Source organism: Exiguobacterium sp. s83, from assembly GCF_018617095.1.
Taxonomy (GTDB): domain Bacteria; phylum Bacillota; class Bacilli; order Exiguobacteriales; family Exiguobacteriaceae; genus Exiguobacterium; species Exiguobacterium profundum.
The window spans coordinates 1-15,590 of the sequence record NZ_JACSJP010000003.1 but is presented as its reverse complement, the minus strand read 5'-3'; the positions used below and the strand labels follow the sequence as shown (position 1 = coordinate 15,590).

At 48.3% G+C, this 15,590-nt stretch carries 14 protein-coding genes and 8 tRNA genes; all 22 read right to left on the bottom strand.

Features of this window, described 5'->3' with window-relative positions; translation table 11 throughout:
• Positions 1 to 116: 116 nt before the first annotated feature.
• The 22 genes from KNO73_RS11155 to KNO73_RS11050 all read right to left on the bottom strand — a co-directional run bounded on the left by KNO73_RS11155 (position 117) and on the right by KNO73_RS11050 (position 15,576).
• Positions 117 to 2,774: an MMPL family transporter gene (locus tag KNO73_RS11155; protein WP_215112492.1), complete on the bottom strand. Its 2,658-nt coding sequence runs from the start codon at positions 2,772 to 2,774 to the stop codon at positions 117 to 119.
• 3 nt (positions 2,775 to 2,777) lie between these two features.
• A complete protein-coding gene (locus KNO73_RS11150; RefSeq protein WP_215112491.1) occupies positions 2,778 to 3,221 on the bottom strand; it encodes a MarR family winged helix-turn-helix transcriptional regulator in 444 nt (147 codons plus the stop codon).
• 85 nt (positions 3,222 to 3,306) lie between these two features.
• Positions 3,307 to 4,263, bottom strand: coding sequence for an NAD(P)/FAD-dependent oxidoreductase (locus tag KNO73_RS11145; protein ID WP_214757993.1), 957 nt, complete (start codon positions 4,261 to 4,263; stop codon positions 3,307 to 3,309).
• Between the two features lie 69 nt (positions 4,264 to 4,332).
• Positions 4,333 to 5,019, bottom strand: coding sequence for a DUF975 family protein (locus KNO73_RS11140; protein ID WP_214757991.1), 687 nt, complete (start codon positions 5,017 to 5,019; stop codon positions 4,333 to 4,335).
• An 83-nt stretch (positions 5,020 to 5,102) separates the two neighbouring features.
• On the bottom strand, positions 5,103 to 5,321 hold the full coding sequence (locus KNO73_RS11135) for a helix-turn-helix domain-containing protein (RefSeq protein ID WP_012727632.1): 219 nt from the start codon (positions 5,319 to 5,321) through the stop codon (positions 5,103 to 5,105).
• A 10-nt stretch (positions 5,322 to 5,331) separates the two neighbouring features.
• Complete coding sequence (locus tag KNO73_RS11130; RefSeq protein WP_078147856.1) at positions 5,332 to 5,811, bottom strand: DUF2975 domain-containing protein; 480 nt, start codon at positions 5,809 to 5,811, stop codon at positions 5,332 to 5,334.
• Between the two features lie 115 nt (positions 5,812 to 5,926).
• On the bottom strand, positions 5,927 to 6,490 hold the full coding sequence (locus KNO73_RS11125) for a YdhK family protein (protein WP_214810676.1): 564 nt from the start codon (positions 6,488 to 6,490) through the stop codon (positions 5,927 to 5,929).
• A gap of 139 nt (positions 6,491 to 6,629) precedes the next feature.
• Positions 6,630 to 8,426, bottom strand: coding sequence for a glutamine--fructose-6-phosphate transaminase (isomerizing) (glmS, locus tag KNO73_RS11120; RefSeq protein WP_215112490.1), 1,797 nt, complete (start codon positions 8,424 to 8,426; stop codon positions 6,630 to 6,632).
• 358 nt (positions 8,427 to 8,784) lie between these two features.
• Complete coding sequence (gene glmM, locus KNO73_RS11115; protein WP_078147859.1) at positions 8,785 to 10,143, bottom strand: phosphoglucosamine mutase; 1,359 nt, start codon at positions 10,141 to 10,143, stop codon at positions 8,785 to 8,787.
• Positions 10,144 to 10,179: 36 nt separating this feature from the next.
• Positions 10,180 to 11,460, bottom strand: coding sequence for a CdaR family protein (locus KNO73_RS11110; protein WP_214730155.1), 1,281 nt, complete (start codon positions 11,458 to 11,460; stop codon positions 10,180 to 10,182).
• Positions 11,461 to 12,321, bottom strand: coding sequence for a diadenylate cyclase CdaA (gene cdaA, locus KNO73_RS11105; protein ID WP_012727638.1), 861 nt, complete (start codon positions 12,319 to 12,321; stop codon positions 11,461 to 11,463).
• Positions 12,322 to 12,448: 127 nt separating this feature from the next.
• Positions 12,449 to 13,084 carry an RseA family anti-sigma factor gene (locus tag KNO73_RS11100; protein ID WP_214685190.1) on the bottom strand — a complete coding sequence of 212 codons (636 nt, stop codon included), beginning with the start codon at positions 13,082 to 13,084 and terminating at the stop codon, positions 12,449 to 12,451.
• Positions 13,081 to 13,656 carry an RNA polymerase sigma factor SigW gene (sigW, locus tag KNO73_RS11095; RefSeq protein WP_012727640.1) on the bottom strand — a complete coding sequence of 192 codons (576 nt, stop codon included), beginning with the start codon at positions 13,654 to 13,656 and terminating at the stop codon, positions 13,081 to 13,083. Before sigW ends, KNO73_RS11100 begins: the two co-directional genes overlap by 4 nt.
• 130 nt (positions 13,657 to 13,786) lie before the next feature.
• Positions 13,787 to 14,689 (bottom strand): arginase, encoded by a 903-nt coding sequence (gene rocF, locus KNO73_RS11090; protein WP_214685188.1) that lies wholly within the window; start codon positions 14,687 to 14,689, stop codon positions 13,787 to 13,789.
• A 201-nt stretch (positions 14,690 to 14,890) separates the two neighbouring features.
• Positions 14,891 to 14,966 (bottom strand) — tRNA-Ala (locus tag KNO73_RS11085).
• An 18-nt stretch (positions 14,967 to 14,984) separates the two neighbouring features.
• Positions 14,985 to 15,059: transfer RNA gene (locus KNO73_RS11080), tRNA-Gly, on the bottom strand.
• Positions 15,060 to 15,066: 7 nt separating this feature from the next.
• A tRNA-Lys gene (locus KNO73_RS11075) sits at positions 15,067 to 15,142 on the bottom strand.
• A gap of 5 nt (positions 15,143 to 15,147) precedes the next feature.
• Positions 15,148 to 15,231, bottom strand: a tRNA-Tyr gene (locus tag KNO73_RS11070).
• Between the two features lie 6 nt (positions 15,232 to 15,237).
• Positions 15,238 to 15,310: transfer RNA gene (locus KNO73_RS11065), tRNA-Thr, on the bottom strand.
• Positions 15,311 to 15,341: 31 nt separating this feature from the next.
• Positions 15,342 to 15,417, bottom strand: a tRNA-Val gene (locus KNO73_RS11060).
• 4 nt (positions 15,418 to 15,421) lie between these two features.
• A tRNA-Glu gene (locus KNO73_RS11055) sits at positions 15,422 to 15,496 on the bottom strand.
• 5 nt (positions 15,497 to 15,501) lie between these two features.
• Positions 15,502 to 15,576, bottom strand: a tRNA-Asn gene (locus tag KNO73_RS11050).
• Between the last annotated feature and the right edge of the window lie 14 nt (positions 15,577 to 15,590).

Genomic DNA, 15,590 nt, shown 5'->3' with positions numbered 1-15,590 from the left:
CACATGCCGAAAATTTTTAAGTCCATTTCTCGCAGTTTTGTATTGACTCAACAAATAAAAATAGGACAACATATGCCAGCATTCGCTGCACTTGTTGTCCTCTGAATCCCTCACAATTATCTATCTTCAACTTTCCGTTTAAATGGCCACCATACCCCGTCCCCGAAGGAGACGGTGATTGCCGGGATGAGCAGCGGTAACACAATCAAGCCATACAATAACAAACCGGTGATGACGATTGTCGCGATCTGGACGAGACTGAGCACGCCTGACGGAATCATGGCACCGAACGTCCCAGCGAGGATGACCGCGGCGGTCATAATGACGGTACCCATCTTCGTCATCGAGTGGATGAGCGCCTCACGGACCGTCTTCCCATTGATTGTTTCTTCTCGGAATCGATCTAACAAGAAGATGGAGTAGTCAATTCCAAGGGCAATCAACATGACAAATCCAAAGAACGGAACGGCCCAGCTAATCCCGTCATAGCCGAGTCCTTCTACAAAGATTAGCTCTGTGATCGCCGCTGACGTATAGTACGTCAAGAGAAGCGAAGCGATCATATAGAGTGGCATGATCATCGAGCGGAACAGTGCTGTCAAGACGATGAACAACGTCACGAGCATGATGGCTACCGTTCGATTGAAATCATTCGTCGATGTTTCATTTAAATCGCTATTGATACTTGAGATCCCGGCATATCCGATGGTCGCATCCGCATACGGTGTTCCCGTCACGGCACGATTCATCGTCTCTTTGATTGTCTCAACGGTATCAATCGCTTCTGGCGAATACGGGTCCATCTCTAAGACGACCTCGAGCTGAGTCGCCATTCCTTCATCGAAGACATATCGTTCGACTGCAGGTGAGAACGCATCTGATGTGAGCGTCCCTTCCGGAAGATACACACCAGTCTCCCGAAGCGCATCTGTTTCACTCAACTGTTGTAAGAACGAAACGACTTCGCCGAGACCAGACTCAATTTGTCCTAGCCCGTCGTTCGCTTCCGCGACACCTGTCGCCAGTTGCGCTAACCCGCTACCAAGTTCACCGACCTGAGAACCTTGTGCATTTAATGCGGACGCCGCTTCGTTGATTCCTGACTCAATTTGTGTGAGGCCAGCTGATACTTGACCGAGCTGTCCGACTGCGGCCGGGATGTTTTGAGTCGCTGTCAATCCTTGCCCAATGAGACCAAGTTGACCATTCAACTGATTTAGTCCCGCTGCTGCTTCTGCAAGCGGTGCCCCAGCATTGATTGAACCGCTTGGTAGTTGTCCAACAATCCCGTTCAATCCTTGCTCAATCTCATCCAATCCAGTTTGAACATCCCCGAGACCCGTCTGCGCTTCAGACAAGCCATCGCTGACTTCACTGAGCTGCGTATCGACATAAAAATCGTCGATGACTTCACCAGTAGGACGTGTAAGCGCACGGACACCATTCACACCTTCGACTTTTTCAAGCTCACTTGCAAACTTTTCGATATAGGGAACTTCTGATTCTGTAATGGCTTGATCTTGTCTCAAAATGACTTGTACCGGAAGGGATTCCCCTTGACCGAACCCTTCTGAGATCAAATTCAGTCCACGAACCGAATCGTACCCGTCTCCAATCTCATCGACCATATTGAACGAACGGGCATCGTCATATGTGAATAAGACAGGTACTGTAATCAACCCGACGACCAAAATCGATACGAACGGGCGATTGACCGACAATCGGCTCAAACTAGCCCAAAGCTTGCTGTCATGATGCTCGCCTGCCTTTTTCGACGGCCAAAACAGTCGCTGTTTGAGCGTCGCCATAAAGAATGGGACGACCGTGAAGAGAATCAGCAGCAACACCGCAATCCCGACTGCGACGGCGACCGCTGATTTAAAGATTGGAAAATCAGCAAATCCGATGGCGGCAAAACCGACGAAGACCGCGAGTCCACTGATGAGGACCGTCCGTCCTGCCGTCTTGTACGTATTGACGATGGCGTCTTCGATGGCATGCCCTGCACTGAGTTCTTCTTTATAACGGCTAAGAAGCAGGATACAGTAGTCTGTCCCAATCCCGAACAAGATGGCGACAAGGAAGATCTGCGTGTAGTTGGACACCGGGAACCCAAACCAATCCACAAAGAACGCGACAAAGGATTGGCTCAACAGATACGTGAATCCGACCGCAATGAGCGGGATGAACGGGGTCACGATGGAACGGAAGACGAGAAGGAGTAATCCAAAAATCAACACGACCGTGATGATCTCTGTCTTTTTCAACCCTTCCTGGGCACTTAAGTTCACATCATTGTTAATGATTTCTTCCCCGGTGATATATACTGTCTCCTCTTGTGGGAGCACGTTTTCACGGACATCATCAGCAAACGCATTGATTTCTTCCGTCGTACCTTCTACCGTGATGGGGACGAGGACGATGCGTTCGTCTTCTGAGACGAGCTGTGCCTCTGTCTCCTCGTTTTCGAACGGATCGAGAACATCTGTCACGACCGTTTCATTTTGTTTAAGTTCTTCGATGACACGCGCGACATCTGTTCGCTCTGTTTCGCCAATCGTCTCGAACTCGTAGACGAGCGAGATGGTCTTGTCACTTTTCCCAGCTTCATCTAAAATCGCTTGTGCGCGTTGTGAGTCCATGTCGTCCGCAAGTTGGAAGCTCCCTGCCTCTTCTGCTTGTTTCGTTAAGTTCGGTGCTGCGACAAATAATGCTGCCGTCAATACGATGAGGGAAATGAAAATTCCCCAGCGCCATTGAATGATTTTATGCATGTGTTATTCCTCCCCGATTCGGAGCAATTGCTTTATTTTTCGGAACGTCCGAACAAACTGCTCGATTTCAATTTCGTCTACTTCTCCATCGATGAGGGATTCCACATATCGATAGACGGCACCGTCCACTTCTTCGACGAGCCGTTTCCCTTCTGGGGTCAATTCAATCAATCGTTCCCGTTGATCTTGTCCTCGTCGACTCGTGACAAGTCCTTTTTCGACCAACTTTTTCAGGCGATTCGAGACCGCGCTTTTATGGACACCTTGTTTTTGCGCCAATTGCCCAGCCGGAGTTGGTCCAAACTGATCGAGTAACTTCCACAGTTGGAGCTGTTCACGCGAATACTCGCGCCATACGTTTCCCTCCATCGCTTCGATGACATGTTCCGTCCCATGGAACATCACTTCTTCAAACAACTGCACCGCTTCACGCATCAATGCTTTCATTTTTAGTTTACCCCCTAAACTAGATGGTTATAGTTTATGCCCTAAACTAAATGGCGTCAAATAAAAAGACCGATAAGCGATGCCCTTATCGATCCATGTTCTTTTCGATGGTTTCTGCCACACGTAACCCAGACAGATAGGCACTTTCGAATCGCGTTCGTCCGGATGGATCATCAGCTTCAAGGAAGACGTCCCCTGCTAAATAGATGGGATGATGGCTTACTTGATAAAACGGCTCATGCCATACGTCTTTCGCTTGGGCGTAACGCCAACGTTTCAATTGCCGTGATTGGATGTCGAGGTCTCCGACTTCTTCACGCACTAACCGCTCTATTTCAGCAAGTGTCTCTGCTTCCGGTCGCTCATACCACGCCTCACTCCACGCCTCTTCCATATAGACACTTACGAGTGGTGTCGCAGAGATTCCTTTTTGGCGATTATCGACGATTTTTAATACACCGGGTACCAGTTCTTGATCGAGAATACCGTCTGCTCCAATCTGTACATCTCCGGCACATTCAAAAAGACCCACGAACGTCGGCGAATATACGAGACGAAGTAGCGCGGGCTTGATCTGGTCGACCAAACTCCCTAGTAGTTCGAATGACTGTGGAAGCGGTGCCGTCATCACGACTTGATCATAGGAACGCGTCGTCACGTCTGTCTTGACTGTGACGGTTCCGTCTTCTTCCAGTTGAACGTTCTCCACTCGTTCATTCAACTGTACGGTCAAATCTTCAGCTAAACGCTTAGCGAGGGCATTCATCCCATTAATCGCGACATAACATGGATAAGGGTCGGCATACCAGACCCGCACCCAGTTCGCATTCATCCACGACTGTACCTCTCGTTCGAGCTCTTCTCCACGCACCGTGAAATAAACCGCTCCATGGTCGGCTCGTCCATCACCGATTCGACGCGTCGCCAAGCGTCCCCCGACGCTTCGACTCTTTTCAATCAGTTCAACGGCATGACCTTGACGCACGAGTTCACGCGCTGCGATGATTCCGCTCAGACCGGCCCCGATGATCCCAATCTTCATTCCGCATTCCCCTTTCTCTTCATGAAGATTGTAGCACGTTCCTTCAATTTACCCTCTGTTTGATATGCTTCAGGCTGGCTTGTTCCATTGTTCGTCGTAAGCCCGACGCGTATCTTCATACATGACAGCGAAGCGCGAAACGACGAATGGACGAATGAGAACCGTCGCAATCGATAGGGAGAATGCAGCAAGTAAAACCGAATTGACGACCGTAAATAACGTGAAGCCAATCAAATAAATCGGGATGAACGGCAAAATTAGTTTAAATGCGTCCCACTTCTGACCATGCATCAGCGCGCGTGACTTCGTGATCGATTCTCTGACCGATAATGCTGGCTCATCTCGCAAAATAAAGTACGTGAACGCGTAAGAGAAGAACTTCATGATTCCTGGAACAATGAACAATAGTGTCCAAAGCGTCTGGAAGATGGCTAGTAGGATGACTGCAGTCACATGCTTACCAAATCGTTCTTTCATCGGTCGAAATACATCACGGAACTGCGCGTCTTGTCCGCGAATGATTGAAAGAATGACCCAGTGATACCCAATGATGATTGGATATAGCATGAAGGATACAACAATTGTACTTAAAAGGAATACAATCGCCTGTACTGAATCGGCTTTCGCCCCGTAAAGTGTCGGATCGAGCAATGCACTAGATTCTAATATAACGGCACAGAGAAACGACCAGATTAACAGTCGACCTCGTTTCCCATTAATTGCTTCGTGTGTCCGTTCTGTCCATGTTTGAACCATTTTCTAGTCTCCCCCTGAATGATTTATCTTATATACGCTATATCGTTCAAATACGTTTCATGTTCACACAAAAAAGCAGAGATTCACTCTGCTCGTTCGTCCGCTCGATATTCTAGTATGTCCCCCGGTTGACAGTCGAGCGCTTCACAAATTGCTTCGAGCGTCGAAAAACGAATCGCTTTCGCTTTTCCATTCTTTAAAATCGACAAGTTCGCCATGGTGATCCCGACCCGTTCCGACAGCTCTGTCACACTCATTTTCCGCTTCGCTAACATCACATCTAGATTCACAATCATCGCCATTTTTCTCACCTCAGACCGTCAAATCGATTTCTTGTTTCATATCGATGGCTCGCTTCAATAATTTCTGTAACAACTCAGCAAAGACGGCAATGACAAATGCGGCGAACACGAAGACGAATCCGATGACTAAAAATCCTGGCGAGTCGTCACGCTCAGCGAACCAATAGAAGAACGGGAGTGTCGCCATATAGATGGCCGTGATGGTCAACGCACAATATTTAATGACACGAAGTGCTTTCACCGACCGATAGGAGAATGCCTCATTCCGATCAATCAATCCAAGTAAGATGAATGACTGTGACAAGGCAACGAAAAAGGGAATCGCTGCTACATACATCCCTCCAATAATCGGTCGCATCGAATTCGCAATCCATCCTCCGCTCTCCACCGCCTCTCGCCAAAGGAAAGGGAGTAAAAAGATACATGCCGCGAGAATCGGGAGCGACAAGACAATCACTGCTAGTTTCAAAAAGATGGTTTCCCGTTTCATCTGCCAAACACCTCATTTAGTTTTATTTTCTTTATCATATGCTATGATTTATCGTTTATCAATAAATATTTATCGAAAAAAATAGACCACGAGATGTACTCGAGGTCTATCACATTCATTTCATTGCTTCTAATTCACTTTCGGTCACCCATTTATGGTTTGTGACCTCTTTCCCGTCTTCGGTCGTGTAATCAACCATGTAAACGGTCGTCTCTTCCGCTGTATCGATTGTCGCTTCTGCGCCGTCCATCCCTTCCATATGGTCGGCGGCCAATACGACCTCATCCCCTTCAGACAAAGGCGCCTCGTCCGGATTGTCCAGTTCTTCGTGAATCACCCATTTGTGATCCTCCACCGGGTCACCACCTGTAGTCGGTGTATAGCTGACGGCGTAGACCGTCGTATCATATGCACCGACAATCGTCGCCTCCACGCCTTCCATCCCTGGCATGTGATCCGCTGTCATCATCGCGGTTGATCCGACTGGAAAAGTCGGATCACTGGCTTCCATCAGCCCGTCTGGAACTTCTCCAGACCCGGAGTGATCCATCGCTGAATGGTCCATGCTTTGCTCTTCTGACATCTCCATCGATGTGTCCTCTGCCGTATCCCCACAAGCGGCCAATGATGTCGCGAGAATCATGACACCGAGACCTGTCATCCATTTCTTCTGTTTCATCAAATCTCTCCTTTGTTCATACTCATGTAGATTTTACCCCCTCTTTTGAAGAAACAGACGTTTTTGAGAACATTACGATGATTTGTTAACTCATTGCAACAAAAAAGACCAAAATCCCGAAAGATTTTGGTCTTGGACATTATTCAACCGTTACAGACTTCGCCAAGTTACGTGGCTTGTCGACATCACAGTCGCGAGCGAGTGCTGCATAGTACGAGATGAGTTGAAGTGGAAGAACCGTCACGAGTGGCGTGAGAAGTGGTTCAACACGTGGAAGAACGAATGCGTCGTTCTCATGCTCCATTCCTTCCATTGAAATCGTACATGCGATGGCACCACGCGCCACAACTTCCTTGATGTTTCCACGGATGTTGAGGTGTGTGTTTGGTTGAGACACGAGCGTGATGACCGGTGTCCCTTCTTCAATCAAGGCGATCGGACCGTGTTTGAGTTCCCCACCTGGGTACCCTTCTGCTTGAATATATGAAATCTCTTTCAGCTTCAATGCGCCTTCGAGACCTACATATGAATCCAATCCACGTCCGAGGAAGAATGCGTTACGTGACTCTTTCAAGAACTTATCTGCAAGCTCTTCAAAGATTTCTTTTTGTGCCATGATCGAGTCCATCGTTGTCGCAACGAGTGCAAGTTCTTGCATGAGATCAAACGGGAGTTTCTTCCCGTTCGCACGAGCGATGTCGTATGCGAGAATCGCGAGGACGGCAATCTGTGCCGTGTATGCTTTCGTCGACGCGACCGCAATTTCTGGTCCGGCGTGGAGGAGCATCGTCTCGTTCGCTTCACGTGACAATGTCGATCCTGCCACGTTCGTCAACGTGAGCGCTTTATGGCCCAATTTTTTCACTTCGACGAGGACGGCACGGCTGTCCGCTGTCTCACCTGATTGTGAGATGAAGAGGAAGAGTGGCTTCTCTGTCAAAAGTGGCATGTTGTAACCGAACTCTGATGCGACGTGTACTTCAGTCGGTACACCTGCAACGCGCTCAATCAATTGCTTCCCGACAAGACCAGCGTGGTAACTTGTACCACATGCGACGATATAGACGCGGTCTGCTTCCGAAACGAGTTCACGCACGCCTTCTGCGAGCTCGATGTCGCCGTTCTCGTTCTGGTAGTGCTGGATGATGTTACGGATGACGGCTGGCTGTTCGTCCATCTCTTTCAACATGTAGTGCGCGTACGTACCCTTCTCGATGTCTGACGCATCGATCTCGGCCGTGTATGGTGCACGCTCGAGTACTTCGCCGTCGAGCGTCTTGATCGTCGCCGACTCACGTGTGAGGATGACGATCTCACCATCGTGGAGCTCGAGGTACTGGTCTGTCACCTGGAGCATCGCCATCGCGTCTGATGCGACGACGTTGAACGTGCCGTCACCAAGTCCGACGAGGAGCGGCGACTTGTTCTTGCCGATATAGAGGCGCTCTTTGTCCTCTGAGTCGATCATCGCAATCGCGTACGAACCGTGGAGGTCCGAAAGCGTCTTACGGAACGCCGCCTCGACATCGCCGAGCTCGACGAAGTGCTTCTCCATGAGCTGGACGATGACTTCTGTGTCCGTCTCTGAAAGGAACGGGACGTCGAGCGTCTTCTTGATGAGCTCGTCGTTCTCGATTACGCCGTTATGGACGAGCGTGAAGCGTCCTGTCGTGCTTTGATGCGGGTGGGCGTTCGGTACGCTCGGTACCCCGTGTGTTGCCCAACGTGTGTGGCCGATTCCAATCGTGCCGTCTACTTCTGCTGGGATGATTTCGCGTAGCGCAGCAATGCGACCGACTTCTTTGTGAACGTTGACATTCTCATGCATCAACGCAAGACCTGCCGAGTCATAACCACGGTACTCGAGTTTTTCGAGACCTTTGAGAAGGACTTCCTTCGCTCCGGTATTCCCAATCATTCCTACAATTCCACACATAAACAAATCTCCTCTATTCTTCGATTTCTCGAAAAAGGAAACGGGCTTTTTCTAAGAGCTGTCAGTACACGCTTCTTTGTCCGTCCGGTCGCCCGGGCGTTTTAAAAGCATGCTTATCGTCGTGACAGGCGACGAGGAGGCATCCGCCGAAATCTCGATAACCTCCAACCTCGTCAACTCCGCAGAGTTCTGGCGCTTGTTCGTACTCTTGTGTCCTTCCGTTTCCAAGGTCACGCTCTTAATAGTACAAATCACACCCCCATTCGTCAAGAAAATCCGCTGTTTTCTCGATGACAAAACGGAAACAAAAAGGGAATCCGATGTGGATTCCCTTGTGTTATTCCCGGTTTCGAAAATTTTATCCGTCTACGCCGTAATCTTCGCGTACGACTTGTGCGATTTTTTCAACGTAACGGTCACACTCTTCCGCTGTCGGGGCTTCCGCCATGACACGAACAAGTGGTTCTGTACCTGATGCACGGACGAGGATTCGACCGTTTCCGGCCATTTCCGCTTCCGCTTCTTGAATCGTTGCCAAGACACGCTCTCCGTTCATCGCATCGTTTTTATTCGTCACACGAATGTTCACGAGCTTTTGCGGATAAACTGGCATCTCTGCCGCTAATTCAGACAGTTTACGCCCTGTCGATTTCACGATTTCTGCCAATTGCACACCAGATAACATACCGTCACCCGTTGTCGAGTGATCGAGGAAAATCAAATGACCTGATTGTTCGCCACCGAGTGTATATTGATGTTTTTTCATTTCTTCAACGACATAGCGGTCACCCACTGCTGTTTGAAGCGCCGTCATGCCCGCTTCTTCAACGGCTTTATGGAAACCGAGGTTACTCATGACCGTCGCGACAATCGTGTTGTCTTTGAGACGCCCTTTTTCACTCAAGTATTTTCCGCAAATATACATGATCTTGTCTCCGTCGACAATTTCACCGTTCTCGTCAATCGCAATCAAACGGTCTCCATCCCCATCAAAGGCAAGGCCCATGTCCGCTCCTTTTTCACGGACGAATTCAGCCAAATGCTCAGGGTGTGTCGACCCGACACCTTCATTGATATTTAAACCGTTTGGCGAGTTTCCGATCGTCGACACGTTTGCTTCTAAGTCTGCAAACAGTCGAGCCGCAAGGCCACTCGTTGCTCCATGTGCACAGTCGAGTGCGATATGAAGACCATCAAAGTCTTCTTCTACCGTTTGTTTCAACATTTGAAGATACTTTTGCGCGCCTTCGTAGTAATCCGATACGAAACCGAGATCTTTACCTGTCGGACGCGGGAGCGTATCTTCCGCAGCATCTAAGATGTCTTCAATTTCTTGCTCGGTCGCATCGTCTAATTTGAAACCATCGCTACCGAAGAATTTGATTCCGTTATCCGCCACAGGGTTATGCGATGCTGAAATCATGACACCTGCCGTCGCGTCGAGCGATTTCGTCAAGTAAGCGACTCCAGGTGTTGAAATGACACCGAGACGCATCACTTCTGCACCGATTGAGAGAAGACCCGCAATCAATGCACCTTCAAGCATATGTCCTGAAATCCGTGTATCACGACCGATCAACACTTTTGGCTGTTCGCCTTCTGGCAAATGTTTCGACAACACGTAGCCACCCGCACGACCTAAACGATATGCTAATTCCGCAGTTAACTCAGAGTTGGCAACACCGCGAACTCCATCTGTTCCAAAATATTTACCCATAAGATTAAATCCTCACTTTTGTATGATTGAACATCTTTATTGAATGGAAGATGTTTCTGTTTCTTCATCGACACTCGTCAATTGAACATCGATTGTCTTTGGCGAGATCACGGTCACGCCTTTTGGTACTTCATAATCTGCATCGACTGCATGTGTTCCGCTCGGCAATCCGGTCAGATCTAACGTCACGTTGACACTGTTTGATGAGATGCTTTCAAGAAGGGAACGTTTGCCCGAGAGCGTCACGCTGACCACTTCTTGCGTTTGAATCGTGTAATTCGTCCGGTCATATCCACGGACAGTGATTGGGACGGTCAACCGAATCCGCTCTGTCAATTCACCCGTGTCATCTTTCGTCTCATCATTTGGACGAACGAGCACCTGGACTTCTACTTCTTTTTTACCGAGTGAAGTCGCTCCTTCCGGAAGACGAAGGGTAGCGGTCACTTTTTCCGACTTCGTTAAATCGTCAAGTTCAATCGGTTCTGTCTCCACTTGCTGGAGTTCATCTAGCACCGCTTTTGGTGCAAAGACACGGACTTCCGTCTCACCTAGCAACGTATCAACTAAGCGGAAATCGTCTGCCACCTCTCCGCTCATGACGACCTCGATTGGAATCATCGCGCTCTCATCATAAATCGGTACGGTGACATTGATGATATTCGGATCGACTGACACGTTCAACGGATTTCCATTCGCATCTAAAATGGTCGGTGGAATTTCTCGTGTGAACGTCTGACTTTGATTGGCAACATCCACATTCAACGTGATTTCTTTGACGTTTTGAATCCGACTCGCACCACCTGTGACTTTTACAGTCGACGGTTCGATTTCGACATCGCCCGCGACTTTTCCGTCCGGTAATTGATCTTTGTTCAACAGATTCACGGACACAGGGACTTCAATCGTTTGTTTCCGATCGATATAGATTTCGACAGTCTCTCGATCTAGTTTGACATTGACGTCTCCGCCGAATCCACGCGCTTCGACCGGGACACGATGGAATCCGGTGCCAAGATTGGTCAAATCGACGAACACCTGATAATCTTTCACCAATTTCGTCATCGTTAAACTACTAGATGGCCCTTGAAGCTCGACACCCATCTCTTCCGGAACATTATATGCGACATACTGGACCTCATCAAAAAACACTTCGACCGGCACATCGAGCGTCATGGAACTTTGTCCGACGATTGGCAATGCGCTAGATGCGTTATTCGAAGAACTGGTCTCAGCGACCATTAAGTATAGAAGGACGGCTAAAGCAAGTGCGATGAAGCGGAGAAACCACTTATGTTGTAACCACTGATCAATCACTTACTTATCCCCTCCTTTTTTGCCGAAGAACGAGAGGGTCGCCTCTTTTTCTTCGATGACGAGTTCTTGAATTAATTTATTGCGAAGCGCTTCTTCGTCTAGTTCCCGATACAAGCGGCCCGCGATTGCAAGTGAGACTGCTCCCGTTTCTTCTGAGACGGTAAGAGTGACGCTATCCGTCACTTCACTGACCCCGATGGCTGCTCGGTGACGCGTCCCGAGGGCTTTATCGATGTGCGGGCTTTCCGAAAGCGGTAAATAGCAAGCTGCCGCCGCAATTTTCCCGTCCTGAATAATCATCGCGCCATCATGAAGCGGCGTATTCGGAATGAATAAGTTAATAATCAACTGGGATGTGATATGCGAGTCCATACGAATGCCGGTCTCCACATACTCGTTTAATCCCGTATCGCGTTCAATCGCAATCAATGCACCGATTCGCCGTTTTGACATGTACTGTGCGGAACTGACGATGGCTTCAATCATTTGTCGTTGTTGCTCCTCATCACTTGTTCCCGTACGACTGAATAAGTTACTCGTTCGTCCGAGATGTTCAAGACCACGTCTCAACTCTGGCTGAAAAATGATGATAATTCCGAGGAGACCGTACGTGATCACCTGATTTAGCAAGAACTGGAGCGTCTTCAATCCGAAGAAACCGCTCAAGAACCAACTGACTAGAATGATGGAAATCCCTTTAATTAATTGTACTGCTTTTGTCCCACGCACAATCATCATCAACTTGTAAATGACATACGTGACGACGACGATATCTAAAACATCATTCAAATAATCGTACCAATGTACGTTTTCTGAAAGATTTAAAAATGAGAAAAATGATACTTGTTCAAGTAGCGGCAAATGCTCCCCTCCTCAACTACCTAGCTAAATCGTGCAAATTCCATTATATCATCATTTCAATAGATACGCATTGCGTCACGTCAAAACGAAACCAGATTGAAACGAAAAAAAGACGCCGGAAGCGTCTTTAGAAAAGTTGTTTCATCGAGTACCAAATCCATTCGAACATCTGATCGATCTGTTCGAGTTCACCTGTCACTTGACCGGCACTTGCTAAATAGGCACGACCATTGACGGCTGTCGCGTTTCCATTGACGGTACCTTCAATCCGTAAATCGCCACCTTGGACCGTGATGTCTTTTTCAACCGTGACACCGGCCGGGACAATGACTTCATTCTCAGATACGATCACACCTGGTACTTTTGTATAGGTCATCGTCTCTGAAGCGCTGCTCCATAGTCCGAGTGTCGCACTAGACATCAAACTAAAGAACAGTACGGCCGCAATCAAACCTGGGTGCCGTTGCAACCATAGCATTTGTTTCGAGTGCGGTTTGCGTTCTTTTCGAACCGGTTTTGATAACGGTACGACAGAATCAGGTGCTGTCTGTGCAGGAGTTTCAGGTAAAGCGGCCATCACTCGAGCCGTAAAATCTGCTGATATTTTTGGACGAGGCAATGCTTTCAGTTCTGCGTCGATTCGTTCATATTGTAGATACGATTCATATAATTCATCGTCCTCTAACAATTGACGCAATTCGTCAGATTCTTCGGGCAAAACGCCATCTTCCAAATATTGTTGTACTTTTTCTTCAGGAGTCAATTGAACCCCTCCCTATTTTGAAAGATTGTTTTTAACATTTCTCTTCCCCGGAAGATCCTTGTCTTAACCGTTGCGACCGGCATGTCGATCATCACGCTGATTTCTTTAAGCGACAAATCATCCACATATTTTAATAATAACGGAATGCGATATTTGTCTGGAAGTTGCTTGATTGCCTCATGCATTTCACTTCGAATTTCGCGATGAACCACTTGGGCATCGGGTTGGGGCGCTTCATCAGCTAAGTGGTCTTGATAAGTCAAACCGTCTGTACCCGCAATTTCGGCATCCATCGAATATTCCGGCTTCCGCTTCCTCAATCGATCGATGGCAACGTTTGTCGTGATTCGATAGAGCCATGTTTTGAACTTATATTGCGCGTCATACGTATCGATTCGTGTATAGGCACGAATGAACGCCTCTTGGGCAGCGTCCTCTGCTTCGCCGCGATCATACAAAATTTTATAGGCGATTGCAAAGACGCCATCCTTGTATAGTTCTACCAGTTCGGCAAACGAATCGTGATTCCCCGCCCTCAATTCATCAACCAAACGGGTGGTCAGCCGTTCCATCAATCCACTTCCCCTCTCCGCTACACATGCGGTCATCTCTATATACGTCTTGATATTGAAATGGTTTCAAAAAAATCAAAAAAAGTTTCCATCCCCATTGTAGCAAACGGGTTTGGAAACTGTAAGGAAATCAGACGGTTTCGCCTTCCAATAACAGGTTTTCTTTAGATTTTATAATCGTTTCACATAAGCGATAGGCCAACTGAGCCGTCACGTCATCCCGGTCTAATGCCGGATTTAACTCGACGAGCTCTACTGCGATCAAGTCTTCTGCTTGCATCGCTTCTTTTAAAATCGCTTTGGCTTCGACTTCTGTTAAACCGCCGTCAACCGGTGTACCTGTTCCAGGAACGAGGGATGCATCGAGACTATCCATATCGAAACTGATATAAAAACGGTCTACTCGTTCACGAAGATAACTCAATGACTCTTTCATGATGACATCCACGCCACGCGTACGTACTTCTTCTACTGTAATGACTTTGATGCCGAGTCGATTGATTTCATTCATTTCTCCTTCATCGATATCACGCAGGGCAATATAAACTAAATGCTCTGGTGATAGCTTCGGATCACGTCCGCCCACTTCTGTCAGACGCACGTCGCCCATCCCCATCGCTGCCGCAAGTGGCATTCCGTGAATATTCCCCGATGGTGATGTTTCGCCTGTATTCAAGTCAGCGTGAGCATCCACCCAAATGACTCCATAAGGACCTGTTTGAGCCAATCCAGCAAGAGTACCGATTGCCATACTATGATCGCCCCCAACGATCAAAGGGAATCGATTTTCTGAAATCTCACGATGTACGACTTCTGCTAATTCCGTGACGGTATGCAGGACACCATCGACCCGTTTTAAATGTTCTTCATTTTCTCGAATTTCAGATTCCGGCAAGACACGAATCGTATGTTTGACCGTTCCTGTTGGAAGGAGTTGTTGCATCCCCATTTCATTTAACTTTGTCGGTCCTTGATCGACCCCTAATTTCCCCTGACCGTAACGCAGCGGCACGTGAATATATGACCATTGCATCGCCATTCCCCCTTTATACGCTTGATAGTTAAATTGTAAACGCTATCATTTGTTTGGTTCAACTCGGCAGAATGATGAATAAACATGCAAAAAGGCAGCCTGAATGGTGGCAGGCTGCCTTTCTCTGTACTCTCAATTGAATGGTTCATGGTTTTAGGCAAAAAAAAACTTAAGTCATCACTAACTTAAGAAAAAAACATATGGTGGAGCCTAGCGGGATCGAACCGCTGACCTCCTGCGTGCAAGGCAGGCGCTCTCCCAGCTGAGCTAAGGCCCCGAAACAGGGATAAGAATATGGAGCGGAAGACGGGATTCGAACCCGCGACCCCGACCTTGGCAAGGTCGTATTCTACCACTGAACTACTTCCGCAAAAAAATGGTGAGCCATGCAGGGCTCGAACCTGCGACCCTCTGATTAAAAGTCAGATGCTCTACCAACTGAGCTAATGGCTCAAACCTGGTGGGGGGGGGCGGATTCGAACCGCCGAACCCGAAGGAGCGGATTTACAGTCCGCCGCGTTTAGCCACTTCGCTACCCCCCCGAGGAGTGCCGGCGAAAGGATTCGAACCCTCGACCCTCTGATTACAAGTCAGATGCTCTACCAACTGAGCTACACCGGCATATATATAGGTTTGATGTAATAAATAAAGATGGTGGAGGATGACGGGATCGAACCGCCGACCCCCTGCTTGTAAGGCAGGTGCTCTCCCAGCTGAGCTAATCCTCCATATTGGTGACCCGTACGGGATTCGAACCCGTGTTACCGCCGTGAAAGGGCGGTGTCTTAACCGCTTGACCAACGGGCCTAAATTGGCTCCGCAAGTAGGATTTGAACCTACGACCTACCGGTTAACAGCCGGTTGCTCTACCACTGAGCTATTGCGGAACGATCTTGCCTGG

Coding starts and splice junctions, on each gene's coding strand:
- KNO73_RS11155 (WP_215112492.1), bottom strand. CDS start 2,774: ATGCATAAAATCATTCAATGGCGCTGGGGAATTTTCATTTCCCTCATC.
- KNO73_RS11150 (WP_215112491.1), bottom strand. CDS start 3,221: ATGAAAGCATTGATGCGTGAAGCGGTGCAGTTGTTTGAAGAAGTGATG.
- KNO73_RS11145 (WP_214757993.1), bottom strand. CDS start 4,263: ATGAAGATTGGGATCATCGGGGCCGGTCTGAGCGGAATCATCGCAGCG.
- KNO73_RS11140 (WP_214757991.1), bottom strand. CDS start 5,019: ATGGTTCAAACATGGACAGAACGGACACACGAAGCAATTAATGGGAAA.
- KNO73_RS11135 (WP_012727632.1), bottom strand. CDS start 5,321: ATGGCGATGATTGTGAATCTAGATGTGATGTTAGCGAAGCGGAAAATG.
- KNO73_RS11130 (WP_078147856.1), bottom strand. CDS start 5,811: ATGAAACGGGAAACCATCTTTTTGAAACTAGCAGTGATTGTCTTGTCG.
- KNO73_RS11125 (WP_214810676.1), bottom strand. CDS start 6,490: ATGAAACAGAAGAAATGGATGACAGGTCTCGGTGTCATGATTCTCGCG.
- glmS (WP_215112490.1), bottom strand. CDS start 8,426: ATGTGTGGAATTGTAGGAATGATTGGGAATACCGGAGCGAAGGAAGTC.
- glmM (WP_078147859.1), bottom strand. CDS start 10,143: ATGGGTAAATATTTTGGAACAGATGGAGTTCGCGGTGTTGCCAACTCT.
- sigW (WP_012727640.1), bottom strand. CDS start 13,656: ATGGAACGGCTGACCACCCGTTTGGTTGATGAATTGAGGGCGGGGAAT.
- rocF (WP_214685188.1), bottom strand. CDS start 14,689: ATGCAATGGTCATATATTCACGTGCCGCTGCGTTACGGTCAGGGGAAA.